The sequence below is a fragment of the Streptomyces sp. NPDC002144 genome (assembly GCF_053593695.1).
Genome location: NZ_JBSFDB010000002.1, coordinates 172,231 through 198,470 on the forward strand (window position 1 = coordinate 172,231; position 26,240 = coordinate 198,470).

A 26,240-nucleotide genomic window follows, 5' to 3' on the forward strand; every position below is an offset into this window, starting at 1 on the left:
TACGTGGAAGCGCTTTCCAGTTTGTGTGACCTGCGTCACTACCGGTTGAGGCGTGGCGCACGCCGGGCATGCTCGAACAAGCACCCGTCGAACAAGCGGCTGAGCACCCGCTCGAGCTCGGCTACGATGCCCCAAGTCACGTACGTCACCTACGACTTGACCCACCCGGCGCGGTAGGCGATACGCGCAGCCGGACCGGTTCGTGGAGACGCTGGCATATGCCAGAAGCACCACCGTATCGTGTGTTGCCAAATCCCTTACAGCGCGTCGCGGGCTGTGCAACAGTCGTAACGGTCCCTCCATCCGCCTTGGTCGTACCGTCCCCGCATCGGAGTGCGTCATGCCGTCCCACCTCTCTGCGGATCACCCAGCCGCCCAGCCGCCGGGGCGCGGCTCGGTCGACGCGCTGATTACGCAGACGCGACGGCTGAAGGGCGACGTGGACGCCGTACGGCGGGACACCCACGGCGACGGTTCGGACCCCGAGGAGCGGTGGCAGCGCGCGCTCTGCGATCTGGCGCTGCATCAACTCGACGACCTGGGTGCCCACTTGGCACAACTGCGGGACGGCCCGGCCCCCCTCGCCCCCGTCCAGGAGACGGCCTCCCCCGCCGCAGCCGTGCCGTCCGCTCCCCGGCGCGGCTCGCTGCTCAGCAGGGTCGGCAGCGCCGAATGGAATCTGCTGACCGACGAGGCCAGTTGGTCCGGCGAGCTGTACCAGATCCTGGGCCGCCACCCCGCCGCTCCTCCACTCACCCTCGACGAACTGCCGTCCCTGGTGCTGGACGAGGACCGCACGAAGCTGACGGCGATGGTCACCGACTGTCTCGTGGACGCCAAGCCCATCGACGGGGAGTTCCGCGTCGTACGCCCGGACGGCGAGACGCGGACCGTGCACATGATGGGCGAGCCCGTGCTCGACGCCGACGGCAGCACCGCCTCCATGTGGGCCGTGCTGCGGGACGTCAGCGAACTGCGCCGCAGCCAGCGGGCGGTGAGCGAGACCCGTGACTCGCTGCACCGCCACCAGCAGCGCGCACAGACCGAGCACCGGCTCGCGGTGGAGCTGCAGGAGGCCGTGCTGCCGCCATGGCGTGGCTCCCTGCGGCTCCCGCACCAGGGCCCCGAGACCCTGGACCTCGCGGCCCACTATCTGCCGGCGTCCCGGAGCGCGCTCATCGGCGGCAACTGGTACGACGCCCTCGAACTGCCCGACGGCCAGACCCTGTTGAGCGTCGGCGACCTCACCGGTCACGGCGTCACCGTCACCTCCGGCATGGCGATGCTGCTCGGCGCCCTGCGGGGCATGGCGATGGCCGGCACCGATCCGGGCCATCTGCTGTCCCTGCTCAACCAGTTACTCGACGCCACCGTGCAACCCGCCCTCGGCAGCGCCGTCTGCTGCCGCTACCGGCCCGAGACCCGCACCCTGACCTGGGCGCAGGCCGGACACCCCGCCCCGCTGCTGTTCCGCGACGGGACGGGGCGCAGGCTGCGGGCACCGGGCGGTGTCCTGCTGGGCGCGACCGCCGGTGCCTCCTACGAGCAGACCGAACAGACCCTCCAACCAGGCGACCTGTTACTGCTGCACACGGACGGGCTGGTGCCCGCGGACAGCCGTGACGAGGCCGTGGGCCGTCTCCTCGACCTGGCCCCGCGCTTCGGCGAGGCGCGCACCGCACAGGACTGCGTGCGGACGGTCATGGAGGAGTTCGGTGGTGAGACCGAGCGCGAGGACGACGCGTGCGTGCTCGTCGCCCGAGCGATGTAGTACGAAGCGATCGTCCCGCTACACCCGTGCGCTGCCGCCGCCCTTCGCCGGCTTGGGCAGGGCCAGTTTGATCTCCTCACGCAGCTCGTGGATCTTCGGGTAGCTGGAGTACTCGGCGGTCAGCCGGTACATCTGGCGCAGCCGGTCCCAGGTGCGGTGGGAGGAGTTGGATCCCATCGACATCAGGGCCAGCCGTGCGTACCGGTCGGCCTGCTCGGGGTCGTCGGCGATGAAGCAGGCCGACGCCATGGACAGGAAGTCGAAGATCTTCGACCGCTGACGGCCGTCGACCCGGAGCGCCAGGGCCTTCTCCGCGTAGTGCTGGGCGTGCACGGCCGCGCCCGGCTCGTGCTCGGCCAGCGTGCGGTAGGCCAGGGCCTGCATGCCGTAGAGGTCCTCCTCGCGGAACATCTGCATCCAGCTCGGCGGCGGCACGTCCCCCTTGTCGGAGACAAAGAGGTCCTCCGCCTGGCCGAGAGTGCGCCGCATCGCCTGGCCCTTGCCCATGGAAGCCTGCGCCCAGGCCTCGATGGTGTAGAGCATGGCCCGGGTGCGCGGCAGCACCTCGTCGCCGGAGCCGGACCGGGCGAGCTTCATCAGGTCGAGCGCGTCGTCGGGCCGGCCCAGGTGCACCATCTGGCGCGCCGCCCGGGAGAGCGCCTCCCCCGCGCGGGGCCGGTCGCCGCCTTCTCTGGCCGCGTGGGCGGCGATGACGAAGTACTTCTGGGCCGTGGGCTCCAGGCCGACGTCGTGCGACATCCAGCCCGCGAGGACGGCGAGGTTGGCGGCGACGCCCCACAGGCGCCGCTGCAGATGGTCGGGGTGACGGTAGGCGAGCATGCCGCCCACCTCGTTGAGCTGCCCCACGACTGCCTTGCGCTGCAGCCCGCCGCCGCGGGCGGCGTCCCAGGCCCGGAACACCTCGACCGAGCGCTCCAGTTCCTCGATCTCCTGCGACCCGATGGGGGCGGCCTCATAGCGGTCGAACCCAGCGGGGTCGGCGTGCAGAGGGTCGTCGAACTGGGGGGCGTCGGCCTTGAGGGCCGGGTCGGTGTGCAGCCAGTCGTGCATGGCGCTGCTGAGTGCGGATCCCGCGGTGAGCGCGACACCCGCACCCACCAAGCCGCGTCGGTTGAGCATGAGGTCCATTCCCGTGAATTCGGTGAGGACCGCCGCTGTCCGCTCGGGCGCCCACGGCACACCGTCGGGATGCTCCACACTCCCGCCGTCCTGCCGTTTCCCCGTACGCCCGTGCCGGACCAGACCGAGGTCCTCGATGGTCACGACACGGCCGAGACGCTCGGTGAACAGAGCCGCCAGCACCCGCGGCACCGGATCGCGGGGGATCTCCCCCGTGTCGATCCAACGCCGCACCCGGGAGGTGTCGGTCGACAGCTGGGGGTGGCCCATGGCCGCCGCCTGCCGGTTGACCAGCCTCGCGAGTTCACCCTTGGACCAGCCGGCCAGGCCGAACAGGTCCGCAAGGCGGGTGTTGGGTTGTCCGCTCACGTCAAGCCCCCAGGTTCTCGGCTGAGTTGACAGTAGCCCGGGGAGAGTTGCCGGGCGACTATTCGCCAGGGTTCGCCAGGGTGCGCCAGATGGTGTGCCACTGGACGACGGGTGTCAGGTAGGAACGCGCCACCCCGACCCGGTCGCCCTTTCGCAAGAACGGCCGCATTCCCCAGGATGCGTCCGAGCGGCCGGGCCGGGCAGCGCACTTGAGCAGACAGGCACAGCAGGCACACGAAGGGATCTGTTTCGCCCATGTACGCAGCATCGTCCTCCGTGTCCGCCCCGCCCCGGTCGCTGTACCCCCGCCCGGCGGGCAGCGGCCCCTACCTCGACCCCGCCGCCCGGCAGGCGGCCCCCGTGCTCGGTGCGGGTCGGCCACGGCGTCCGGCGGGGCTCGGCACCCAACCGCTCAGCGGGAGACTCGACTTGTCCGGCCCCCAGGGCGCCCAGCTGCGTACGGCGATCGCGTCGGTGCACCGCATCTGCCCGGAGTTCGCTCCGGTGCAGGTGCTGCGGCGCAGCGGACGGTCCGTGCTCCTGGTCGGTACGACCGGGCGCAGCACGGCCGTCGCCAAGTGTTTACTCGATCACTCCCCCGCGTGGTCCGAGCGGATCCGGCACGAGATAGCGGCTTACCGCTCGTTCGTCCGGCACCGCCCCCCGGTGCGGGTGCCGAGACTGATCGCGGCGGACCCGGACAACTGCACCCTGGTCATCGAGCGGATGCCGGGACGGGTGGCGGCGCTGCAGCGGCACCCGGCCGAGGCCCCGCCGCGGGCGGACATCAGGGCGGCCCTCGGCGCGATCTGCCGGCTCAACGCCTGGCGACCGCCGGCGGGCACCTTCGACGCCCCGCTCGACTACGCGGCCCGCATCTCCCGGTATCACGAGCTGGGGCTGCTCACCGACCGGGACATGGGCGATCTGCAGAAGCTGCTGCACGGCATCGCGGCGACCGCGGGCCGGCAGGGCATGGGCCAGTTCTGCCACGGCGACGCACTCCTGTCGAACATCCTGTTGTCCCCGGCCGGTCCAGTGCTGGTGGACTGGGAGCACGCGGGCTGGTACCTGCCGGGCTACGACCTGGCGGTGCTGTGGTCGGTCCTCGGGGACGCGCCGGTGGCACGCCGTCAGATCAGCCAGATCGCCCAGTCGGCGGGCCCCGCCTCGAGGGACGCGTTCCTGGTGAACCTGATGCTCGTCCTGACCCGGGAGATCCGTACCTACGAGACGGCCGTGCAGCGTTCGATGCACGACGCGACCCCGGCGGCACCGGGAGCGGCCCACCCGGGTGCTGCGCCGTCCGGCGAGGAGCAACGGCTGCTGCTGCGGCGGCTGCACGACGACTGCCAGCTGGCCCGCAAGGCCGTGCGCGCGGCGGTCGGCACTCGCTGACGGGGACGGCGGTCCGCGGTGCGCCACCGACGGCGCACCGCGGATCTTCGTATGTCCGGGGCCGGTGCGGACACGGCCATTGGTGTGGGCCACTGACGCCCCGCAGGCCCGCACACCGCCCCCGCGAAACTCCGCCGCCCTCGTGTTGACATGGGAAATCTCCCGCCTCTGGGCATGATTGACGGATCGTCGGCCAGCGGGTACCACTGACCCACCGCTCGGCCCGGAGGGCACCGTGTGTCACAGCCCTGCACGCCCCGTCACGCTCGTCCGTCCCAGGAGGCTGCGTTGAGAGGATCCGTCACCGACCCCGCGTCCACCCCCGGCCACAGACGCGCCCGCACGGTCGCGGGCGCCCTCGCCTCGGCGGCCCTGCTGCTGCCGCTGCTCGGCGCGGCCCCGGCCGCCGGCACCCCCGCGTCGTCCGCGGGATCACTGCAGCGTGCGTTCGCCGCCGCGGCCGCCGAGTACCACGTCCCGCCGAGCGTGCTGCTCGGCGTCTCCTACCTCCAGTCCCGCTGGGACGCGCACGACGGCGCGCCGAGCGTGAGCGGCGGTTACGGCCCGATGCACCTCACCGACGCGCGCACCGCGCTCGCCGCCACCTCGCACCACAGCGAGGGCACGGAGGACGCCCGCGGCGACGGCGCCCGCCGCGCCCTGCACCCCACCGCCACCGTGCCGGCCGGGTCCCGGCTCCCCGCACGCCTGGAGACGCTGCCGAAGGCGGCCGCACTGACCGGCATCCCGGCCGGGCGGCTGCGTACCGACGAGGCGGCCAACGTCGCCGGCGGTGCCGCACTCCTCGCCGCGGCCCAGAAGGACCTCGGCGAGCCGCTGAGCGGCGACCCGGCGGACTGGTACGGAGCGGTCGCCCGCTTCTCCGGCGCGGACGACACCGCGACCGCGGCCGCCTATGCCAACGATGTCTTCGACGTGCTCCGCACCGGCGAGCAGCGCACCACGGACGCCGGTCAGCGGGTCGCCCTGGCCGCCGAGCCCGGCCTCGCCCCCGACACCGCGCAGATCGGAAGGACGGGCCTGCGCACCCTGTCCGGCGACGGCACCGAGTGCCCGAAGTCGGTGTCCTGCGAGTGGATCCCGGCGCCGTACCAGCAGTTCGGCGACAACGACTACGGAAACCACGACCTGGGCGACCGCCCCGCCTCGCAGAGCATCAAGTACATCGTCGTCCATGACACCGAGGGCGCCTGGGACGGTGTGCTCAACCTGGTCCAGGACCCCACCTATGTGTCGTGGAACTACACCATCCGCTCCACCGACGGTCTCATCGCCCAGCATGTGAAGGCCAAGGACGTGGCCTGGCACGCGGGCAACTGGTACATCAACGCCAAGTCGATCGGCATCGAGCACGAGGGCTTCCTGGCCGCGCCGGACGCCTGGTACACGGAGGCCATGTACCGCTCCTCGGCCCGGCTGGTGCGCTATCTGGCCGCGAAGCACCGCATTCCGCTGGACCGCCAGCACATCCTCGGCCACGAGAACGTGCCCGGCCCGACCACGTCGACCATCCCCGGCATGCACACCGACCCGGGCCCCTACTGGGACTGGCGGCACTACTTCGAGCTGCTGGGCCACCCCTTCAAGCGGACCGCGGGCAAGAGCGGCGCGCTGGTGACGATCCTGCCCGACTACGCCGCCAACCGGCCGGTGTACACCGGCTGCGTCGCCTCGGGCGGGGCGTGCGCGGCGCACGGTTCCGGCGAGGTGCGGCTGTACTCCGACCACGACGAGAACTCCGCCCTGATCAAGGACGTCGGGCTGCACAAGGGCGCGGACTCCACGATCGACGTCAACGACGTGGGCTCACGCGTCTCCACCGGCCAGCAGTACGCGGTCGCCGGGCACTACAAGGACTGGACGGCGATCTGGTACCTCGGGCAGAAGGCCTGGTTCAAGAACCCGAAGAAGCACCCGACGGCGGTGCCGGCCTCGGGTCTCGTCGTCACGCCGAAGGCCGGCCTGGACAGCGTCCCGGTGTACGGACGCGCCTACCCGGAGGCCGCCGCGTACCCGGCGCGAGTGCCGGTCCAGGCGGTGTCCCCGCTGCCGTACACCCTGCCGAAGGGGCAGAAGTACGTGGTCGGGGATCTGGTGCCGGGTGAGTACTACTACGCGGTCACCTTCACCACCGACACGCACCGGGTCGTCAGGGGCAAGGACCTGTACTACGAGATCCAGTTCGGCCACCGGGTGGAGTTCGTCCGGGCGGCGGACGTGCGGCTGCTGCCCGCGGGCAAGTAGGCGAGCCGCGTCAGCCCTGCTGGAAAAGCTCCGCCGGGAGCGGCTTCAGCAGGGCGTACAGGTCGTCGGTGATGGGCCGGTCCCAGGCGGCGATGGTCACCAGGACGTTGTCACTGCGGTCGAACTGGACGCAGGAGATCCGGCTCTCCGACAGCTTCAGGCGGCGCACGATCAGCAGGTTGTCGCCCTGCATGACGGGCATGTCCTCGACGCCGACGACGGTGACCTCCTCCTCGTTCTCCAGCGCGAGCAGCAGCTGGGCCACCTCGAAGGGGATCTCGCCCTCGCCGACCTCGCGGGCCGGGGAGCCCTCGGGGAGGTTGCCGATGATCATCGCGGGGCCGCGGCCGCCGAAGAGGTCGTAGCGCAGGAAGACGCCCTGGCAGGTGCCGTCGGGGGCGGGCAGCAGACCGGCGCCGAGGTTGCCGGGCCAGTCGCCCGGGTCCATGGCCAGGACGTCGAAGTCGGGGCCGGCGGGGGTGGCGTTGCGGCGGCGGAGGAACGACATGCGCCCATGGTAATGGGACGGGGGGCCGTACCGCGGGCGCGGGTGCGGGCGGGACCCAAGCCCCTCTCAGGTCGTCCTCAGCGCGGCCGGCAGTCCGGTGATCTCCGTGCCCATCTTGCGGCAGACCGCCGAGAGCAGGCGGACCGCCATCGGCTCGTCGATCTGCATCTCCCGGGCGATCTCCGCCTCGACGAGTCCCTCGGCCGCCAGGTTCGCGGCGGTGCGTTCGCGGGCCGTCAGGGTGTCCGTCTCCGTGCTGTGCAGACGGCGGGGACGCAGCCCGGCCGCGGTGAGTTCCTCGCGGGCCGACTCGACCAGTCCGTCGGCGCCGCACTGGACCGCCGCGTCGAGACCGCGGTAGAGGTGTTCGGCGGCTTCGCGGGGGCGGCCGGTGCGGCGGAGTTCGGTGCCGAGGGCGACCAGGGCGCAGGCGAGTTCGTAGGCGGCCGGGGAGCGCTCCAGATGGGTGACCGCCTCCTCCAGGTACTTGACGCGGGCCGATCCCGAGGAGACCTCCGCCGCGGTGCGCAGGGCCTGGCCCACGGCGGACGGGGTGCCGTACTGGCGGGCGCGGGCGAGCGCTTCGAGGGCGGTGGCGACGGCCCGCTCGGGGGTCTCGTGGGCCTCGGCGCGGGCGAGGTGGAGCTGCCAGGGGCACCAGGCCGGGTTGCGCATGCCGCGCGGTTCCAGGCGGCGGCCCGCGGCGGCCAGTTCCTCCGCCGCCTCCTTGGTCAGGCCGCGGGCGAGCAGGAGCTCGCCGTGGACGGTCTGGGCGTCGGGGAAGACGACGGCGGCCGGGAAGGGCGCGCAGAAGGAGTAGTCCTCGCCGACATGGGTGGCCTCGGTGAGCCGGCCGCGGGCGAGCAGGACCTCGATGAGGATGCCGACGGCGTACCAGTGGGCGGGGGTGCCGGGGCCGACGCGCTCGGCGAGGCGGAGGCCGGCGCGGACGAAGTCCTCCGCCTCGGCGAGCCGGCCGCGTCGGTAGCGGACGTAGGCGAGGAGGGTGTAGGCGAAGGAGAGGTGGGCGCCGCGCCAGCCCTGGCGTTCGAAGTCGGCGATGCCGGCCGCGAAGAGTTCCTCGGTGCGGCCGGGCCGGTCGGCGTACATGAAGGCGAGGGCGACCAGGACGGGCACCTCGAAGCCGCGGTCGGGCTCGGCCCAGCCGAGGCCGCCGTCGAGGGCGCGTTCGGCGTGCTGGAGGGCGATGTGGGCGGGCTCGCCGCGCAGGGTGGCGTCCCAGGCGCGCAGGCCGATGATGTACCGCTCGGTGAGGTCACGGCCCTTGAGCCGGTCGGCGAGCTTGGTGAGGCGGCGGGAGCGCGAGGGGTGGTCGGGTTCGTCGGCGCGGAAGGCGTCCCACATGAACTCCTCCGACACCATGCGCAGCTTGACCCGGGCGTCGTCGGTCACCCGGATCTCGCGGGCCAGGGTGTCGGAGGCCTCGGCGAGGCGGTCGCTGTGGGCGAGGACCTGGGAGAGCCGGTAGACGATGCGGTGGCGCAGGCCGGCGTCGGCGATGGGCTCCTCGAGGGCGGCGCGCAGATGGTTGACGGTGGTGGCGGGCTCGGTGAGCAGCGAGGCGGAGCCCAGTTCGTACAGGACGGCGGCGCGGTCCTCGGCGTTCGGGGGTTCGCGCAGGGCGCGGGCGAGGTAGCTGCGCGCGGCGTCGGGGGCGCCGGCGCGCAAGGTCTGCTCGGCGGCGGCGCGCAGCTGCTGCACGACCCAGGTGTCGCCCTCGGGGTGGGTCTCCAGGAGGTGCCGGGCGGCCGCGGCGGGGCCCAGTCCCGCGTCGATCACGCACCAGGCGGCCTGGCCGTGCAGGGCGACGCGAACGCCGGGCGGGATGGCCCGGTAGACGGCGGTGGCGATCAGGGGGTGGACGAACTCCAGGGTCTCGCCGCCGGTGAGGATGCGGGCTCCGCGCAGGGCGTCGGCGGCGTCGGCGGCCTCCTCGTGGCCGAGGCCGGCGACGGCGGCGGCGAGCAGCGGATGGATCTCGGTGCCCAGAACGGCGCAGGCCCAGGCGAAGCGGACGGTCGAGGCGCCCAGACGTTCGAGGCGGGCGACGAGGCCGCTGCCCTTGACGGCGGCGGCCAGATCGCGCAGCAGATGAGCGCTGTTCTCGGTGGGGGTGAGACCGCGGTCGCGCACCTTGGCGATCAACTCGACCGTCTCGAAGGGACTTCCGGCGGTGACGGCCCAGCACTCGCGGCAGAAGGCGTCGTCGGCGTGCGGCCCGAAGGTCTCGCGCACCAGGCGGGCGACCGCGGCGGAGCTGAGCGGCTCCAGGTCCAGGGGGCGTCCGCCCGCACGGCCTGGCAGTCCTCGTAACGGCTCGGCGTGGTCGGGGAGTTCGTCGGGCCGGTAGGCGACGACGACCAGCAGCGGCAGCTGTTCGGCGCGTGGGGCGAACGCGGCGAGCCAGCGCAGGGATTCGGGGTCGGCCCAGTGGGCGTCGTCCAGCACCAGCACCATCGGGGCGCGCAGCACGGCGAGATGGGTCAGCACCCAGTCCATGCCGTCGCGCAGGCCCTGCGGGTCGGGCGGGGCGGCGGCGGTCGGCGCGCACAGTCCGAGGGCGGGGCCGACGATGTCGTACCAACTGCCCAGCGAGGTCCGCAGATCGCTCTCGCCGGAGCCGGCGAACTCGGGCTGCAGCAACTGGCGTGCCACGTGGAAGGCGACCCGCTGCTCCTGGTCGCCACCGCGCGCGGAGAGCACGGTGCAGCCCCGCGCGGTGGCGCGCCGACGGATCTCGGCAAGGAGGGTGGTCTTGCCGATGCCGGCGCGTCCGGCGACGGCCAGCAGCGCGCCCCGGGGACGCTCGGCCGCCTCGGCGCCGTCCGTGCGCAGTCCGGCCAGCTCGTCCAACGCCTCGTCGACAGCGGCGAGTTCGCTCTCGCGCTCGAAGAGGGTGCGCTTGCTCCGTACGATGCGCTGCACCATGTGTACCCCCCGCCCCGGTGGTGCGCCCGCGCGGGGAGCGAGCGCGCACCGTGGCCTACAGGCTGCTCAGAGTACGCCTCACGGGGACACCGCGCCCCGGTCTGACCGTTACTGCCGGACCCGGAAACACTTCCTTCATGCGGGAAGTATTTAGGGGTAACGCCCTCTGCCTAGCCTCCCTTGCGCCCCCCACGGCATCCCCCCAACCCCCGGCAAGGAGGCCCGGCGTGAGCACCGAGCCACGACTGGCAGACGTCACCGATCCGCAGGCCCCACAGGCGGCACCGAGCGACGACCAGGCCGTCAAGGAGACGCTGGAGGACTACACCCTCCGTTTCGCGCCCCGCAGTTACCGCCGCTGGACCCCGATGGTCGTGGCGACGACCGCGCTCGGCGGGATCGCCTACATGGCCCACTTCTCCATCGGCGCCGGCATCGGGCTCGCCCACGGCACCGGCAACGCGCTGCTCGCGATCCTCGTCGCGGCCGCCGTCATCTTCGTCACCGGATTCCCGCTGGCGTACTACGGAGCCCGCTACAACATCGACCTGGACCTCATCACCCGTGGTTCCGGCTTCGGTTACTTCGGATCGGTCCTCACCAGCGTCATCTTCGCCAGCTTCACCTTCATCTTCTTCGCCCTCGAGGGCTCGATCATGGCGCAGGGCCTGAAGCTGGGACTCGGACTGCCGCTGTGGCTGGGCTACTTGGTCTCCACGTTCATGGTGATCCCGCTGGTGATCTACGGCATGAAGGCGCTGAGCAAGCTCCAGGTGTGGACGACGCCGGTCTGGCTGCTGCTGATGGTCGGCCCGCTCGTCTACCTGATCGCCGAGGACCCCGGCACCGTCGACCGCTTCCTCGCCTACGCGGGCACCGACGGCGACGGCGGCGTGAACACGGCCTCGGTGCTGCTGGGCGCCGGCGTGTGTCTGTCCCTCATCGCGCAGATCGGCGAGCAGATCGACTACCTGCGCTTCATGCCGCCCAGGACCGAGGCGAACAAGCGCACCTGGTGGACCGCGGTCGTGATGGCGGGGCCGGGCTGGGTGGTGCTGGGCGCGCTGAAGCAGACCATCGGGGTCTTCCTCGCGGTCTACATCATCGGCGAGGTCGGCGCCAGCGCGGCGCCCGAGCCGATCCAGCAGTTCAAGGGCGCGTTCGACGCGATGATGCCGTCCTGGCTGGTCGTCCCGCTCGCTGTGGTCCTCGTGGTGATCAGCCAGATCAAGATCAACGTGACCAACGCCTACTCCGGCTCCCTGGCCTGGACGAACTCCTTCACCCGGGTCACCCGACACTACCCCGGACGCATGGTCTTCGTGCTGGTCAACCTCGGCTTCGCGCTCGCCCTGATGGAGGCCGACATGTTCAGCTTCCTCAACAGCATCCTGGGCTTCTACTCGAACTGCGCGATCGCCTGGGTGGTCACCGTCGCCACCGACATCGGGATCAACAAGTACGTCCTCGAACTCTCCCCGCGTCGGCCCGAGTTCCGCCGCGGCATGCTGTACGCCGTCAACCCGGTCGGCGTCGTCGCCTTCGTCGCCGCGTCCGGGCTGTCGATCGCGATGTACTTCCACGCGCTGGGCGACACCCTGCAGCCGTACTCGCCCGTCGCCGCCGCGGTCATCGCCTTCGCGCTCACGCCGCTGATGGCGGTCCTCACCAAGGGCCGGTACTACCTGCGCCGCACCGACGACGGCATCGCCGAGCCGGTCCTCGACGCGGACGGCAACCCGAGCGCCGTCGGGTTCGAGTGCCATGTGTGCCGTCAGCAGTTCGAGCGCCCGGACGTGGCGGCCTGCCGGACGCACGACGCCGTCGTCTGCTCGCTGTGCCTGAGCACCGACAACCTCGGCGACCACGTCTTGCCCGCCGCGCCGGCCGTGCGGCCGGATCAGAGGGTGAGCAGCTCCTCGTAGAACCCGCCGAACTCCCGCTCCCGGTCGACCAGATGGATCTCCAGGATCCAGTGGCAGCGGCGCCCGGCCTTGTCGGTGCGCCGCAGCGGGGTGTCGTTGGCGGGGGTGATGTACGACTCGGTGTGCGCGCCCTCGATCGTCTCGTGGGGGAACTCCCCGACCAGATGCCCGGCGTGCCAGCCGCCCAGCTCCCAGCCGGCGTCCTTCGCGAGCCGCTCGACCTCGGCGTACAGCCCGGCGCCGGTGATGTCCGGGTCGGCCGCGAAGAACCGCTTGCCGGCGTCGAAGATCTCCGCCAGGTCGTCGCGCAGGCGGTGCTTGACCGGGTCGTCGCCGAGGACGAAGGTCCGGCCGAAGTCGGACTCGTACTCCTCGAAGATCGGGCCGAAGTCGGCGAACACGATGTCGTCCGCGCCGATCGTCCGGTCCGGCGGATTCTCCCGGTACGGCATCAGGGTGTTCGGCCCGGAACGCACGATCCGTTTGTGCCAGTGCCGGGTCGTGCCGAACAGGTCGTTCGCCAGATCCCGGATCCGGTCACTGACGGCCCGCTCCCCCTCGCCGGGCGCCACGAGTCCGCGCACCTCGATCTGTGCGAAGAGCCGCTCGGCCTTCGCCTGGGCGTCCAGCAGCCTCGCCGCGCGCGTGATCTCGTCATCCGCCATGCGGCCGACCGTAATCACCGCGATCGTGTACGGCAACGCGATTCTGGGGGCCTCGGGTGCGCCCCCCCTGGGCTGATCCTCATCGAGGGCGGGGTCACGGGTGTCACGTCCACCTGGGGTAGTCGCCGTCCACCCGGATCGCGTCGATGCCGCTGATGTGCCGGGCGCCGCAGCGGTCCTGCGGCAGGACGAGTTGGGGTCCCGTGCGGTCGAGCGGGGTGCGGTCGATGGTCACCGCGAGCAGGACGGGTGCCTGGCCGAATTCCGGGTCGATCTCCGCCCGGGACAGCAGGGCGTGGTGGCCGTCCGTACCGGACGCGGCGATCAGGAAGCGCAGGCGGTCCTTGCGGCGGGCGGGGTCGAAGACGGGTCCGGCCGCTGTCAGTACGTCGTGCAGCAGCGCCCCGGTGAAGCGGTGGTGCTGGACGCCGCTGGTGGCGCACTCGAAGCTCACCTCGGCCGTGTGCTGCGGCCAGGCCGGCAGGTCGGGCACCGTCAGCCGGGCCGGACGGGTCAGATCGCCGGTGAGGGCGAGTTCCGCCACCGGTGCGGCGGCTGGGAGGGACTGGCTCACGGGCTACCACCTCCTGGATGACCGTACCCGGCCGCACTCCCCGTACAAACGCACATGCCAACCTGGCAGATCACAATTCCGGCTCATGCGATGTGACAGGATACTTTTCCCTCGCATCTGCGGCACTATCCTCTGTGTATGCACACCTACCGGATCGGAGACGCCGCCGTGTTGCTCGGCGTCAGCACCGACACCGTGAGGCGTCTGGTCGACGGTGGCAGACTCACCGCCGACCGGGACGAGATGGGCCACCGGATCATCCCCGGGCCCGCTCTCGCGGCCTACGCCCGGCGGTTGCACGGCACGGAGCGGGAGACCACCGGCTCCTCGGCCCGCAACCGCTTCTCCGGGATCGTCACGGACGTGATCCTCGGGGACGTGTCGGCGCAGGTGGAGATCCAGGCCGGGCCGTTCCGGGTGGTGGCGACGGTCAGCCGGGAGTCGGCCGAGGAGCTGACGCTGGAGCCGGGGGTTCCGGCGGTGGCCGTGATCAAGTCGACCAACGTGGTCGTCGAGAGGCCGTGACTGGTCCGCCCGGACCAGACGTGATGTTGTGTCCGTGAGGACCAGAGGGAGTGGACCCGTGATGACCCGTACCGCGCGCCGGAACCGCCGGACCCTGCAGGTGGCCGGCGTGGGCGCCGCAGCGCTGCTGGCCCTGAGTGCCTGCTCGTCGTCCGACTCGGACTCCTCCTCGGGGAAGTCGGACTCCTCCGCGTCCGCCTCCGGCTCCGCCGCGACGAAGATGTCCGGCACGGTGACCGTCTTCGCGGCCGCCTCGCTCCAGGAGAGCTTCACGGCCCTGGGCAAGGAGTTCGAGAAGGAGCACCCGGGCACCAAGGTCAATTTCAGCTTCGGCGGCAGCGACACCCTCGCCGCGCAGATCACCGGCGGCGCGCCCGCCGACGTGTTCGCCGCGGCCAGCCCTAAGACGATGAAGATCGTGACGGACAAGGGGGACGCGGTCGGCACCCCGGCCACCTTCGTCCGCAACCAGCTGGAGATCGCCACCCTGCCGGGCAACCCCGACAAGATCTCCTCCCTGAAGGACCTCACCAAGTCCTCGCTGAAGGTGGTGCTGTGCGACAAGACGGTGCCGTGCGGCGCCGCCGCCCAGAAGGCGCTGACGGCGAGCAAGCTCACGCTCACCCCCGCCTCCTACGAGCAGGACGTCAAGTCCGCGCTCAACAAGGTGGTGCTGAAGGAGGCCGACGCCGCCGTCGTCTACAAGACGGACGTGAAGGCGGCCGGCAGCAAGGTGCAGGGCGTGGAGTTCCCCGAGTCGGCGAACGCCATCAACGACTACCCGATCACCCTGGTCAAGAACGCCCCCGACTCCGTGGCGGCCAAGGCGTTCATCGCGCTCGTGCAGTCCGCCGAGGGCCAGAAGGTCCTGACCGGGGCCGGGTTCCTCAAGCCGTGACCAAGGTGGACGCCTCCGACGCCGCGCCCGAATCCCTGGTGGCCGGGGCGCGGCGGCGGCGCGCGCGGTGGTGGGGCCGCGGGGTGCCGCTGCCGCTGCTGGTGCCGGCGCTGATCGGCCTGGCCTTTCTGCTCGTACCGCTCGTCGCGCTGCTCGTGCGGACCGAATGGCACGACCTGCCGGACCAGTTGAGCAGTCCCGCCGTGTGGCAGGCGCTCAAGCTGTCCCTGCTGTGCGCCACCGCCGCGACCGCTGTGAGCCTGGTGCTCGGCGTCCCGCTGGCCTGGCTGCTGGCCCGCGTGGAGTTCCCCGGCCGTGGCCTGGTCCGGGCCCTGGTCACCCTGCCGCTGGTGCTGCCGCCGGTGGTCGGCGGAGTGGCGCTGCTGATGGCGCTGGGCCGCAATGGGGTCGTCGGGCGGTTGCTGGACTCCTGGTTCGGCGTCACCCTTCCCTTCACCACGGCGGGCGTGGTGGTGGCCGAGGCGTTCGTCGCGATGCCGTTCCTCGTCATCAGCGTCGAGGGCACGCTCCGGGCCGCAGACCCGCGCTACGAGGAGGCCGCGACCACCCTGGGCGCCTCCCGCTTCACCGCGTTCCGCCGGGTCACGCTGCCGCTTATCGCGCCGGGCATCGGGGCCGGCGCGGTCCTCGCGTGGGCCCGCGCCCTCGGCGAGTTCGGCGCGACCATCACCTTCGCCGGGAACTTCCCCGGCCGTACCCAGACCATGCCGCTGGCCGTCTATCTCGCCCTGCAGAACGACCCCGAGGCGGCCATCGCCCTCAGTCTGGTGCTGCTCGCGGTGTCCATCGCGGTGCTGGCCGGGCTGCGAGACCGTTGGATGAGCGCCGGATGACCGGGACCTACGACGTGCGCGCCGACAGCGCCCTGGACGGGCTGGACGCCCGCCTGGTCGTCGAGCGGGGCGCCTTCCGCCTGGACGTGACCCTGCGCGTCGCGCCCGGCGAGGTGGTCGCGCTGCTCGGTCCGAACGGGGCGGGCAAGACGACCGCGCTGCGCGCCCTCGCCGGTCTGACCCCTTTGACGGGCGGGCATCTGCGGCTGGACGGCGAGGAGCTGGACCGTACTCCGCCGGAGTCCCGCCCGATCGGCGTGGTCTTCCAGGACTATCTGCTCTTCCCCCACCTCACGGCCCTGGACAACGTGGCCTTCGGCCCGCGCTGCCAGGGTGCCGGCAAGGCGGAGGCGCGGGCGCGGGCCGCCGAGTGGCTCGACCGCATGGGGCTGGCGGACCACGCGGCCGTGAAGCCGCGCCGGCTCTCCGGCGGCCAGGCCCAGCGCGTGGCCCTCGCCCGGGCCCTGGCCACCCGTCCCCGCCTGCTGCTCCTGGACGAGCCCCTCGCCGCCCTGGACGCCCGCACCCGTCTCGATGTACGGGCCCAACTCCGCCGTCATCTGGTCGGGTTCGAGGCCGTCGCCGTGCTCGTCACGCACGATCCGCTGGACGCGATGGTCCTGGCCGACCGTCTGGTCGTCGTCGAGCACGGCTCGGTCGTCCAGGAGGGCACCCCGTCCGGTATCGCCCGGCACCCGCGCACGGAGTACGTCGCGCAGCTCGTCGGCCTGAACCTCTACCGCGGGCAGGCCCGCGGCCACACCGTCCGCCTCGACACCGGCCCCGCCATCACCACCACCGAGGACCTCACCGGCCCGGTGTTCGTGGCCTTCCCGCCCAGCGCCGTCACCCTCTACCGGGACCGCCCCACCGGCTCCAGCGCCCGCAACCTCTGGCGCTGCGAGGTCGCCGGACTGGAGACGCACGGCGACCAGATCCGCGCCGACCTCACCGGCGAACTCCCGCTGGCCGCCGACCTCACCACGGTCGCCGCCGCCGAACTCGACCTGCACCAGGGCGCGTCGGTGTGGGCGACGGTGAAGGCGACACAGACACACGCCTATCCGGTCTGAACACACCTTTGACAGCGGCGGAGCCGCCGTGCCGACAGGTCACGGGCTTTTCGGACAGGCCGACCGGTCACAGGGCTTCCGAAGGGGCCGACCGGCACCCGGAGCGGGTCGACCGGGTCCTCCCGTCGGCGCGGGGCCCGTTCCAGTCTGGAGGCAGGAGATCCTCGGGGGACTCTCGGGGAGGGGAAGGTCATGGCGTCCGTCATCTTCGACAAGGCGACCCGTCACTTCGCGGGGATGGACCGACCGGCCGTGTGCGAGCTCGATCTCGACATAGCCGACGGTGAGTTCATGGTCCTGGTGGGTCCTTCCGGCTGCGGCAAGTCGACCAGCCTGCGGATGCTCGCCGGGCTCGAGGAGGTCGACTCCGGGACCATCCGCATCGGCGACCGGGACGTGACACACCTGCCGCCCAAGGATCGCGACATCGCGATGGTGTTCCAGAACTACGCGCTGTACCCGCACATGACCACGGCCGACAACATGGGCTTTGCCCTGAAGATCGCGCGGATGTCGAAGCCGCGCATCCGGCAGCGGGTGGAGGAGGCGGCCGCCGTCCTCGATCTGCGGGACTACCTGGACCGCAAGCCCAAGTCCCTCTCGGGCGGCCAGCGGCAGCGCGTCGCGATGGGCCGCGCCATCGTGCGCGAACCGCGGGTGTTCCTGATGGACGAGCCGCTGTCCAATCTGGACGCCAAGCTGCGGGTGCAGACCCGGACACAGATCGCCGTGCTGCAGCGGCGACTGGGCACCACCACCGTGTACGTCACCCACGACCAGGTGGAGGCCATGACCATGGGAGACCGGCTGGCCGTGCTCAAGGACGGCGTGCTGCAGCAGGTGGGCACACCCAAGGACGTGTTCGAGCGGCCCGCCAACACGTTCGTCGGCTCCTTCATCGGCTCTCCGGCGATGAACCTCTTCCGGCTCCCACTCGCTGCGGACGGCGTCGAACTGGGCGGATTGGTGGTTCCGTTGACGCGCGACACAGTGCGGGCCGCCGGTGCCGCCGGTGCCACGGAGATCATGCTCGGCGTCCGTCCGGAGCAGTTCGCCGTCCTCGCCCCCGAGGATCTGGAGACGCCCGCGCTGGACCTCGTGGTGGACGCTGTGGAGGACACGGGTGCCGTCGCCTACCTCCACACGACCGCCAAGATCGGCCCTGAGCTCGTCCCGGTGGTCGTCCGTCTCCCCGGACGGCCGACCCAGGACAAGGGCGCCCAACTACGCGTCACCGTACGCCCGGACGCGGTGCACTGCTTCTCGGCCGGGACCGGCCTGCGGATCGACACGACGGACGGATCGACGCCGATCCACGTGCGCTTTCCGGAGGACTCCGGCTCTCGGCCCCGGTAGGGCCGTGCCATGGTCGTCGTCGCCGTGATGCTCCAACTGCTCATCTTGGTGGGCATGTTGTACGACACCGCCCAACTGTCGGCGCGGGACGCGGGGCACCCTTCCCGGCGGCGCCGCGAGCACACGGAACGGCGGCTCGTCCGGCGCCGGTTGGCGGGCCGGATCGACGCCGCCACCTATCGGGCGCGCATGCACGCCCTCGCCGACGACGAGGACGTGCCGCGCCCCGGCCACCCCACGTAGGGCCGCGATACAGGGAAGCACCCGCGGCGCAAGGGTCTCAATGGCCTTCATGTCGGGTCCCCCGTCCCTACAGGAGCGCAGTTCTCGGAGTGATCATCGAAGTAGGCGCAGGCGTCGGCCACGGCACCGTCTGGGGCTCCCCCGTCCCCAGCCGTACCGGCGTCTGCGCCACGGTGCGGCTGGTCGCGAAGGTGTCCGCGCCGAGAGGGACGAACGGCCCCTGCCGTGACGATCGCGTCCACCGCACGCTGGAGAAGTGGCGGCCGAGCGGTCCCCCGATGGAGGCGGTTGCCGGCATGAACGCGGACGGCAATGGTGCGGACAGGGAAACGCGGGTGCTGGTCGTCGAGGACGACCGCGGCATCGCGGAGTCCCTGGTGCGCGGACTGCGCCAGGCCGGTTACGTCGTCGACGGCGTCGGTACGGGCCGCGCCGCCCTGTCGTCGCCCACACCCGACGTCGTCCTGCTCGATCTGGGGCTGCCCGACATCGACGGCGTCGAGGTGTGCCGGATGCTGCGTGCCCGCTCCGACGCCGTGATCATCGCGGTGACCGCGCGCGGGGAGGAGGCGGACCGGGTGGTGGCCCTGGACGAGGGGGCCGACGACTACCTGGTCAAGCCGTTCGGGCTGGCCGAGCTGCTGGCCCGGATCCGGGCCGTGCTGCGCCGCAGGCGTCCGGCCGGCCCCGAGGTCGTACGGCACGGTCCGCTCGCGCTGGACCTGCGCACCCGGCAGGTCTCGGTGGACGGCCGCGCGATCGCTCTGACGCCGAAGGAGTTCGGCATCCTGGAGTGTCTGGCCGCCGACCCCGGACGGGTGGTGAGCCGGCAGCAGATCCTCGAGCGGGCCTGGGACGCCCACTGGTACGGCCCGACGAAGGTGCTGGACGTGCACATCGCCGCGCTGCGCAGGAAGCTCGGCGTGCCGGGCCTGGTCGAAACGGTCTACGGACACGGTTTCCGGCTCGGCGCTCCCGGGGACCCGCCATGACCCGCCGTATCGCCTGGACGCTGCTGATCCTGACCTCCGTGCTGCTGGTCCTCGCGGTCGTCCCCCTGGGGGTGCTGCTGACGGCACGCGAACGGGTCGCCTTCCGGGACGACCAGCGGGCGGCCACGCGGGTGATCGCGGCGGCTGCCGAGGAGCATCTCTCCGACCACAAGCCGGCAACCGCCATGCGCCGGGAGCTTCGCGCCGCGGCCCGGGCGGGTGACTGCGCCGCCGTGTACGACTCCGCCGCTCGCCTGGTGGCCGCAACCCCGTGTTCGGCGGCCCGGGGCGGGGAGGCCTCGGAGCTGGTCGCCCGGGTGCTGGGCGGGCACGAGCCGGAGCCTCCGGAGGACGAGGGACGGCTGCTGACGGCGGAACCGGTCGGCGAGGTGCGCCGGCCGGTCGGCGCGGTCGTCCTGGCCCGGTCCGCCGCGCCGCTCGACTCCAGGATCACGGCCGTGTGGGGCTGGTCGGCGGCGATCGGCGCCGCGGGCCTGGGCGCTTCCGTGCTGCTGTCCGTCCATCTGGCGCGCTGGGTGGGCCGTCCCCTGTCGAGGCTGGACGACAGCGCGCGGCGGCTGGGCGAGGGCGCTCTCGACGAACGGGCCGACGTCGGCGGCGGTCCGCCGGAGGTACGACGACTGGCCGCCACCTTCAACACCATGGCGGCCCGTACCGAGGCGCTGGTGCACGGTCACCGGGCCGTGATCGCGGACGTCTCCCATCAGCTGCGGACCCCACTGGCCGCCCTGCGGCTGCGGCTCGATGTCCTCGCCGCCGGAGCCCGGGGCGACACCGCCGAGGAACTGGCCGGAGCGCAGGAGGAGATCGCCCGGCTGTCGCGGCTGGTCGACGGACTGCTGGCGGTGGCGCGCGCCGAGCAGGCCACGCCCCGTCCGAGCGCCGTGCGGGTCGTGGAGACGCTGACCGAGCGGGTCGCCGCCTGGTCGCCGGTGGCCGAGGAACGCGGTGTGCGTCTGACCAGCGTCTCCGGGCCCGCTCTCACCGCCGCGCTGGGCGCCGGTCACCTGGAGCAGGTCCTGGACAATCTGATCGCGAACGCGGTGGAGGCCGTGTCCGAGGGCGGGAGTGTGACGCTCGACCACGCTGCGGTCGGCGGCTCGGTCCGGGTCCGGGTGCGGGACGACGGACCGGGAATGCCGGCGGAGGCGAAGGCGGTCGCGTTCCGCCGGTTCGGCAACCCGGAGGCCCGGGGCACCGGGCTGGGGCTGGCCATCGTCCACCGGCTCGTCACCGCCAACGGCGGAACGGCGGCGCTGGAGGACACCCCTGGCGGCGGGCTGACCGTCGTACTGGAATTGCCGCTGTGGTCCGAGCGGGGCCATGGGCGGCCGGGGCCGAGATCTTTACCGGTTCTGAAGAAGACGTGAGCGAGTTCCCGGGAGCCGGGACCGGAGCCTGGAGGTGAACGCGGCCGCTCAGGGCCGCCGATGCCCCAGGAGCCGCCGCCATGGTCTCCCCGCCCGACGACTTCCGGCACAGCGAAACTCCTGCCGGATCGCCACGAGCACGTGATCACGGTCTGCGCCGGACCAATCGGTTGACCCGCTGGATCGCCGTCGGCGCCGTGGCCGCGACGGCGGCTCTCGGCGGCGTCTACAGCCATCTGCTGCCGGGCCATTCCGCGGCCTCCGCGCCCCCGACCTCGCCCGCGCGCCAGAACCAGACCCCCTCCGCCACCACGAACAAAACCCCCTCCGCCACCACGAGCACGCAGCACGGCGAGGCGGACGACGAAGGCGGCGACGACGGCGCCGCCGCCCCCGCGCCGCAGCCTCCCGCCCACCCGCCGGCCGCCACCCACCAGCAGCCGCAGACCACCACGGGGGCGTCATGACCACGAGCGCCCCCGCACCGTCTCCCGCCGAGGTCTCCTTCCCGGCCCTCGGCACCACGGCCGCCCTGCTCGTCACCGACCCGCGCGCCCTGCCCGCGGCCGAAGCGGTCCTGCGCGAGGAACTGACCGCTGTCGACCTCACATGCAGCCGCTTCCGGCCCGACTCCGAACTCACCCGCGTCAACCTGTCCGCCGGCACGCCCACGACGGTCGGCGAACGCTTCGCCGAGGCCCTGGGCACCGCTCTGCGCGCCGCCCGTCTCACCGACGGTGCAGTGGACCCGACCGTGGGGAACGCTGTGATCGCCCTCGGTTACGACCGTACGTTCGTCTCCCTGCGTCCCGACGACGCTCGCCCACTGCCCGTCGCCCGCCCCGCCACCGGCTGGCGGAGCATCGCCTGGAACCCGCGCACGCGCCGACTGCTCCTGCCCCCGCACACACGCCTGGACCTCGGTGCCACCGCCAAGGCCCTGACCTCCGACCGCGCGGCCCGGCGCGCCGCCGCGGCCACCGGCTGCGGAGTCCTGGTCAACCTGGGCGGCGACCTCGCGACGGCCGGCCCCGCGCCCGAAGGCGGCTGGCGGATCGCCCTGGCCGACGATCACGCCCGGCCCTCCGTCGACGGACCCGCCGTCACGATGAGCAGCGGCGCGCTGGCGACCTCCGGCATCCGTGTGCGCACCTGGCGGCGCGCAGGACGCACCCTGCACCACATCGTGGATCCGGCCACCGGCGAACCGGCCGCCCCCGTCTGGCGCACCGCCACCGTCGCGGCCGCCGGCTGCGTGGACGCCAACACCGCCGCCACCGCGGCGATCGTGCTGGGGGAATGTGCCGTCGACTGGCTGCGGGGCGCCGGCCTCCCCGCGCGTCTGGTGCGCCTCGACGGCACGGTCGTACGGCTCGGCGGCTGGCCCCTCGACGGAGGTGCGCGATGACGGCCCTGGCCCTGGCCGGCAGCCCATTGTGGTATGCGAGCCGTGCGGGCGGCACCCTGGCGCTGGTCCTGCTCACGGCGACCGTCGTGCTCGGCATCGCCTCCGGTGGGCGTGCGGCGCCCCGGCGCGTCGGCCGGTTCGAGATCGGTCTGCTGCACCGCAATCTGTCCCTGCTCACCCTGGTTTTCCTCGTCGTGCACGTGGTTACCGCGGTGCTCGATCCGTTCGTCCACCTCGGCTGGGCCGTCGCCGTGCTGCCGTTCACCGCCTCCTACCGCCCGCTCTGGCTCGGGCTCGGCACGGTCGCGCTCGATCTGCTGCTGGCCGTGCTCGTCACCAGTGCCGTGCGCAGTCGCCTGGGGGTGCGCCGCTGGAAGGCCGTGCACTGGCTGGCGTACGCGGCTTGGCCCTTCGCCCTTTTCCACGGTGCGGGGACGGGCACCGACACCCGTCTCTCACTCCAACTGTGGCTGTACGCCGGGTGTCTTGCCGTCGTGATGGCGTCCGTGTGGTGGCGCCTGGCGAAGGCGGGGCCCGGCCGGGTCGTCGGACGGCTGGTGGCAGCCCTGACCGCGACCGCCGTTCCGCTGGTGCTCGGCGCGTTCCTCGCCACCGGCCCGCTGCAGCCAGGCTGGTCCCAGCGCGCCGCCGCCACCGCGATGCTTCTCGGAGGTGGCCGGTGACCTCCGCGACCATGACGGGCTTCCGTCTGCCGCCCGCGCCCGACGCGCCGCGACTGCTGGCGGGCTGGTACGCGACCGGGCGGCCGGCGTCCCTGTCCGATCACCTCCGGCACTACGGACCCTCGCCCGTCACCCGGACCATCGGCACGCGCGCGGCGATGCCGTTGCTGCACGCCGTGGAGGCGGCCGGGCTCACCGGGCGCGGCGGAGCCGGCTTCCCCACCGCCCGCAAGCTGCGGACCGTGGCCGGCGGTCGCCGTCGCGCCGTGGTCGTCGTCAACGCGATGGAGAGCGAACCGGCCAGCCGCAAGGACGAGTTCCTGCTCGCCGTGGCTCCCCACCTCGTCCTCGACGGCGCGGTACTGGCAGCGCTGGCCGTCGGCGCCGACAGCGTCCATGTGTGCCTGCCCCGTACTCGTCGCGCGCAGTACCAGCAGCTGGATGCGGCCCTGGCGGAGCGTCGCGGTGCGCGCGTCGACGCCGTACGACTGCGTCTGCACGATCTTCCGCACACCTACGTCTCCAGCGAGTCGACGTCGTTGGTGCGCTGGCTCGACGGAGGGCCCGCCCGGCCCCGGGGCGGGCCGCCGCGCATCGAGGAACGCGGGGTGGGCCGGCGCCCCACCCTTCTGCACAACGCCGAGACCCTCGCCCATGTCGCGCTCGTCGCACGCTACGGGCCGGCCTGGTTCCGGCAGGCCGGAACCGCCGAGGAACCCGGCACGGCACTCCTGACCGTCTCCGGGGCCGTCTCGGTCCCCGGCGTCATGGAGGTCCCGCTCGGCACGCCGCTCACCACGGTCCTCGACCTCGCCGGCGGACCCACCGAGCCTCTGCGGGCTGTACTCGTGGGCGGCTTCGCCGGGGCCTGGCTAGGGGCGGCCCATCTGAACGCGCCCCTCTCCCGGCGCGGCCTGGCTCCGCTGGGTGCCGCGCCGGGCGCGGGCGTGCTTATAGCGCTCCCTCACTCCGCCTGCGGGCTGGCCGAAACCGCTCGGATCCTGGGCTACCTGGCCGCCCACAGCGCCCGCCAGTGCGGCCCCTGCCACTTCGGACTGCCCGCCGTCGCCGCGGACTTCGCCGCCCTGGCCGCCGGCCGAGCGGACGCCGTTCTCCTCGACCGGCTGCGCCGTCGAACGGCCCTCCTGCCGGACCGTGGCGCCTGCCGTCACCCCGACGGTGCCGCCCGTCTCGCCACCTCGGCCCTGGACACGTTCGCCGACGACGTCGACCGGCACCTCGAGGACGGGGCCTGCCCCGCCGCGCACCGGCCGCCCCGCCTGCCCGTACCGCCCGCCACACCACCGGAGACCTGGCGATGAACCGCACCCGGACCCTGCGCGTGGACCGTATCGCCTGCACCGGCGAGGGCCTGTGCGCCGAACTGCTCCCCGAACTCATCGGCCTCGACGAGTGGAGCTATCCGATCGTCAGGGACCGCATCGTCCCCGCGCACCTGCGGGGCCACGCCCGCCGGGCCGTCGCGGCCTGCCCACGCCTGGCCCTGCACACCGATGCCTGAAGGGTGTCGACCTCCGATCGTCCGGGCCGCACGTCACCACCGGGACGGGCCACTTGGCCCTGCTGCCGCGTCCGTCCCCGGTGGCACGGTGACATCAGGCCGCTTCCGGCCACTGCCGCTCTCCCGAGGAGGTCCTCGCCATGCCCCGTTCCGTGACCGTCGGAGTGGACGGCTCCCCCGAAAGCCTGGCCGCGGCGCGGTGGGCCGCCCGTGAGGCGGAGCGGCGGGACCTGCCCCTGCGCCTGGTGCACGCCTGGGACTGGCAGCCGTACGCCGGGCCGGTGCCCGAAGACGCCACGCACCGGCACTGGGGCGGGCGCGTGCTGAGCGAGGCGACCGAGGAACTGCGCGCCACTCACCCGCAGTTGGAGATCATCGCGGAGCAGGTGCGGCAGCCGCCCGTCACGGCTCTGCTGGCGGCCTCCGCCGAGGCCGACCCGCTGGTCGTCGGCTCCCGGGGTCTCGGCGGTGTGGTCGGCTTCCTGGTCGGTTCGGTCGGGCTCGCACTCGCGGCGCAGGCCGACCGTCCCGTCGTCCTCGTCCGTTCCGGCACGGGTCCCGAGGACGAGCGCCGGCCGGATGCGGACGGCCGCCCCTCGACCCGCACGCCATACCGGGACGTCGTCCTGGGCCTCAACCCCGAGCAGCCCGACGACACGGTCATCGCGTACGCGTTCGAGGCCGCGACCCGTCGCGCCGCTCGGCTGCGGGTCGTCCACGGCTGGAGCCTGCCGCCGTACCTCGGCTACGGCCTTCCGCTGGATCCGGCGCTCGGCGAGGAACTCGCCGACCAGGAGACCAACGCCGTCGAGAAGGTCCTGGCGCCCTGGCGGGAGCGGTTTCCCGGCGTGGAGGTCGTCGAGCAGACCGCGGTGGGCAGCGCGGGGGCCCATCTCGTGGACGCGGCGGCCGACGCCTCACTGGTGGTCGTCGGTCACCGCGTCCGGCACACCCCACAGGCCTTCCACCTCGGCCCCGTCATCCACGCCGTACTGCACCACGCCACGGCACCGGTCGCGGTCGTGCCGCACGGCTAGAGACGGCCACCTGGAACGCCGTCATGTCACGTCCCGGATCTCCATACCGCCCGGCTCCGGGCCGCCCAGGTCGAGGCGGAAGGGGGGATAGGCGTCCGTCATGAGGGCGACGTAGGCGGCGACCCGCAGGATCCAGCGGTTGAGGCCGAGGATGAAGTCGAACAGGCCCTTGGGGTACTTCTCGGTGAAGGTCAGGATCACCGCGGCGATCAGGGCGAGTACGGCGACGAGCCCGCCCTCCCACCAGCCGACGCGCCAGCCGCCGAGGAAGAACCCGATGACGATGTAGTGGGGTATGGCCAGCAGCCACCACTTCACCAGCACCAGTCCCCGGGAGAGCCGCTCGGGATAGGCGATCTCCAGCCGCGCCGGATAGCCGGGCTCCTCGCCCAGGCTGAACGGCGGATACCGGTCGGTGCCCAGAGCGCCGTACGAGTAGTACCCGACCCGCCAGGACCAGCGCAGCACTCCCAGGTTGAAGTCGAACAGGGCGCGTGGGTAGCGCTCGGTGAACAGGATGCTGAAGAACGCGATCACGCTGACGACGGTGAAGGCGATCCACAGGAAGAACAGCGCCACGTAGTGCGGAATGATCAGGATCCACTTCACCAGCCACAGCCACCGTGACAGTGGCGCGTCGAGCACGGCGTCCACCCGGACCGGTCGGTCGGGTACTCCGGCGAGCGTTGTCATG

24 protein-coding genes are annotated in these 26,240 nt (G+C 72.6%); 18 read left to right on the forward strand and 6 right to left on the reverse strand.

Annotation, left to right across the window (positions count from 1 at the left end):
• Positions 1-340 precede the first annotated feature (340 nt).
• Positions 341-1,771: a PP2C family protein-serine/threonine phosphatase gene (locus ACWCQ1_RS03245; RefSeq protein ID WP_358600183.1), complete on the forward strand. Its 1,431-nt coding sequence runs from the start codon at positions 341-343 to the stop codon at positions 1,769-1,771.
• Between the two features lie 18 nt (positions 1,772-1,789).
• On the opposite strand, the gene ACWCQ1_RS03250 is transcribed toward ACWCQ1_RS03245, so the two are convergent.
• Positions 1,790-3,280 carry a DNA-binding protein NsdB gene (locus ACWCQ1_RS03250; protein WP_133048474.1) on the reverse strand — a complete coding sequence of 497 codons (1,491 nt, stop codon included), beginning with the start codon at positions 3,278-3,280 and terminating at the stop codon, positions 1,790-1,792.
• Between the two features lie 255 nt (positions 3,281-3,535).
• Between ACWCQ1_RS03250 and ACWCQ1_RS03255 the strand changes: the two genes are divergently transcribed.
• Both ACWCQ1_RS03255 and ACWCQ1_RS03260 read left to right on the forward strand, forming a co-directional pair.
• Complete coding sequence (locus ACWCQ1_RS03255) at positions 3,536-4,678, forward strand: aminoglycoside phosphotransferase family protein (RefSeq protein WP_451025722.1); 1,143 nt, start codon at positions 3,536-3,538, stop codon at positions 4,676-4,678.
• Between the two features lie 288 nt (positions 4,679-4,966).
• Positions 4,967-6,943, forward strand: a complete 1,977-nt coding sequence (locus ACWCQ1_RS03260) for an N-acetylmuramoyl-L-alanine amidase (protein ID WP_451025723.1) — start codon at positions 4,967-4,969, stop codon at positions 6,941-6,943.
• Positions 6,944-6,953: 10 nt separating this feature from the next.
• Here ACWCQ1_RS03260 and ACWCQ1_RS03265 read toward each other — a convergent pair whose 3' ends face one another.
• Both ACWCQ1_RS03265 and ACWCQ1_RS03270 read right to left on the reverse strand, forming a co-directional pair.
• Positions 6,954-7,451: a hypothetical protein gene (locus ACWCQ1_RS03265; RefSeq protein ID WP_208781660.1), complete on the reverse strand. Its 498-nt coding sequence runs from the start codon at positions 7,449-7,451 to the stop codon at positions 6,954-6,956.
• A gap of 66 nt (positions 7,452-7,517) precedes the next feature.
• Positions 7,518-10,400: an ATP-binding protein gene (locus ACWCQ1_RS03270; RefSeq protein ID WP_358600195.1), complete on the reverse strand. Its 2,883-nt coding sequence runs from the start codon at positions 10,398-10,400 to the stop codon at positions 7,518-7,520.
• A 227-nt stretch (positions 10,401-10,627) separates the two neighbouring features.
• Here ACWCQ1_RS03270 and ACWCQ1_RS03275 point away from each other — a divergent pair, with 227 nt between their 5' ends.
• Complete coding sequence (locus ACWCQ1_RS03275) at positions 10,628-12,325, forward strand: purine-cytosine permease family protein (protein ID WP_451025724.1); 1,698 nt, start codon at positions 10,628-10,630, stop codon at positions 12,323-12,325.
• Here the strand turns inward: ACWCQ1_RS03275 and ACWCQ1_RS03280 are convergent.
• Positions 12,301-12,990 (reverse strand): M24 family metallopeptidase, encoded by a 690-nt coding sequence (locus ACWCQ1_RS03280; protein ID WP_451025725.1) that lies wholly within the window; start codon positions 12,988-12,990, stop codon positions 12,301-12,303. The genes ACWCQ1_RS03275 and ACWCQ1_RS03280 overlap by 25 nt on opposite strands.
• Positions 12,991-13,093: 103 nt before the next feature.
• Positions 13,094-13,564, reverse strand: coding sequence for a molybdopterin-dependent oxidoreductase (locus ACWCQ1_RS03285; RefSeq protein WP_358600204.1), 471 nt, complete (start codon positions 13,562-13,564; stop codon positions 13,094-13,096).
• Positions 13,565-13,702: 138 nt separating this feature from the next.
• Here ACWCQ1_RS03285 and ACWCQ1_RS03290 point away from each other — a divergent pair, with 138 nt between their 5' ends.
• From ACWCQ1_RS03290 to ACWCQ1_RS03355, 14 genes are all read left to right on the forward strand, one after another.
• On the forward strand, positions 13,703-14,089 hold the full coding sequence (locus ACWCQ1_RS03290; protein ID WP_358600207.1) for a TOBE domain-containing protein: 387 nt from the start codon (positions 13,703-13,705) through the stop codon (positions 14,087-14,089).
• A gap of 61 nt (positions 14,090-14,150) precedes the next feature.
• Positions 14,151-14,987, forward strand: a complete 837-nt coding sequence (gene modA, locus ACWCQ1_RS03295; protein ID WP_358600210.1) for a molybdate ABC transporter substrate-binding protein — start codon at positions 14,151-14,153, stop codon at positions 14,985-14,987.
• Positions 14,984-15,841 (forward strand): molybdate ABC transporter permease subunit, encoded by an 858-nt coding sequence (gene modB, locus ACWCQ1_RS03300; protein ID WP_358600213.1) that lies wholly within the window; start codon positions 14,984-14,986, stop codon positions 15,839-15,841. Before modA ends, modB begins: the two co-directional genes overlap by 4 nt.
• Positions 15,838-16,914, forward strand: coding sequence for an ABC transporter ATP-binding protein (locus tag ACWCQ1_RS03305; RefSeq protein WP_358600216.1), 1,077 nt, complete (start codon positions 15,838-15,840; stop codon positions 16,912-16,914). The genes modB and ACWCQ1_RS03305 overlap by 4 nt, the downstream gene beginning before the upstream one ends.
• Positions 16,915-17,106: 192 nt before the next feature.
• On the forward strand, positions 17,107-18,270 hold the full coding sequence (locus ACWCQ1_RS03310; protein ID WP_358600219.1) for an ABC transporter ATP-binding protein: 1,164 nt from the start codon (positions 17,107-17,109) through the stop codon (positions 18,268-18,270).
• A gap of 9 nt (positions 18,271-18,279) precedes the next feature.
• Entirely contained in the window at positions 18,280-18,513 is a 234-nt protein-coding gene (locus ACWCQ1_RS03315) for a hypothetical protein (protein WP_358600222.1), read from the forward strand.
• Positions 18,514-18,809: 296 nt separating this feature from the next.
• The gene (locus ACWCQ1_RS03320; RefSeq protein WP_451025867.1) at positions 18,810-19,505 is read left to right on the forward strand and encodes a response regulator transcription factor; all 696 of its coding nucleotides are present in this window, start codon (positions 18,810-18,812) and stop codon (positions 19,503-19,505) included.
• A complete protein-coding gene (locus ACWCQ1_RS03325) occupies positions 19,502-20,896 on the forward strand; it encodes a sensor histidine kinase (protein ID WP_451025726.1) in 1,395 nt (464 codons plus the stop codon). The genes ACWCQ1_RS03320 and ACWCQ1_RS03325 overlap by 4 nt, the downstream gene beginning before the upstream one ends.
• 170 nt (positions 20,897-21,066) lie before the next feature.
• Entirely contained in the window at positions 21,067-21,363 is a 297-nt protein-coding gene (locus ACWCQ1_RS03330; RefSeq protein ID WP_451025727.1) for a hypothetical protein, read from the forward strand.
• The gene (locus ACWCQ1_RS03335; protein ID WP_133048461.1) at positions 21,360-22,304 is read left to right on the forward strand and encodes an FAD:protein FMN transferase; all 945 of its coding nucleotides are present in this window, start codon (positions 21,360-21,362) and stop codon (positions 22,302-22,304) included. The genes ACWCQ1_RS03330 and ACWCQ1_RS03335 overlap by 4 nt, the downstream gene beginning before the upstream one ends.
• Positions 22,301-22,987: a ferric reductase-like transmembrane domain-containing protein gene (locus ACWCQ1_RS03340; RefSeq protein ID WP_133048460.1), complete on the forward strand. Its 687-nt coding sequence runs from the start codon at positions 22,301-22,303 to the stop codon at positions 22,985-22,987. Before ACWCQ1_RS03335 ends, ACWCQ1_RS03340 begins: the two co-directional genes overlap by 4 nt.
• Positions 22,984-24,309: an NADH-ubiquinone oxidoreductase-F iron-sulfur binding region domain-containing protein gene (locus ACWCQ1_RS03345; RefSeq protein WP_358600240.1), complete on the forward strand. Its 1,326-nt coding sequence runs from the start codon at positions 22,984-22,986 to the stop codon at positions 24,307-24,309. The genes ACWCQ1_RS03340 and ACWCQ1_RS03345 overlap by 4 nt, the downstream gene beginning before the upstream one ends.
• Positions 24,306-24,509, forward strand: a complete 204-nt coding sequence (locus ACWCQ1_RS03350; protein ID WP_451025728.1) for a ferredoxin — start codon at positions 24,306-24,308, stop codon at positions 24,507-24,509. The genes ACWCQ1_RS03345 and ACWCQ1_RS03350 overlap by 4 nt, the downstream gene beginning before the upstream one ends.
• A gap of 140 nt (positions 24,510-24,649) precedes the next feature.
• On the forward strand, positions 24,650-25,546 hold the full coding sequence (locus tag ACWCQ1_RS03355) for a universal stress protein (RefSeq protein WP_133048458.1): 897 nt from the start codon (positions 24,650-24,652) through the stop codon (positions 25,544-25,546).
• Between the two features lie 21 nt (positions 25,547-25,567).
• On the opposite strand, the gene ACWCQ1_RS03360 is transcribed toward ACWCQ1_RS03355, so the two are convergent.
• Positions 25,568-26,239 carry a DUF4389 domain-containing protein gene (locus ACWCQ1_RS03360; protein WP_451025729.1) on the reverse strand — a complete coding sequence of 224 codons (672 nt, stop codon included), beginning with the start codon at positions 26,237-26,239 and terminating at the stop codon, positions 25,568-25,570.
• Position 26,240: the final 1 nt, after the last annotated feature.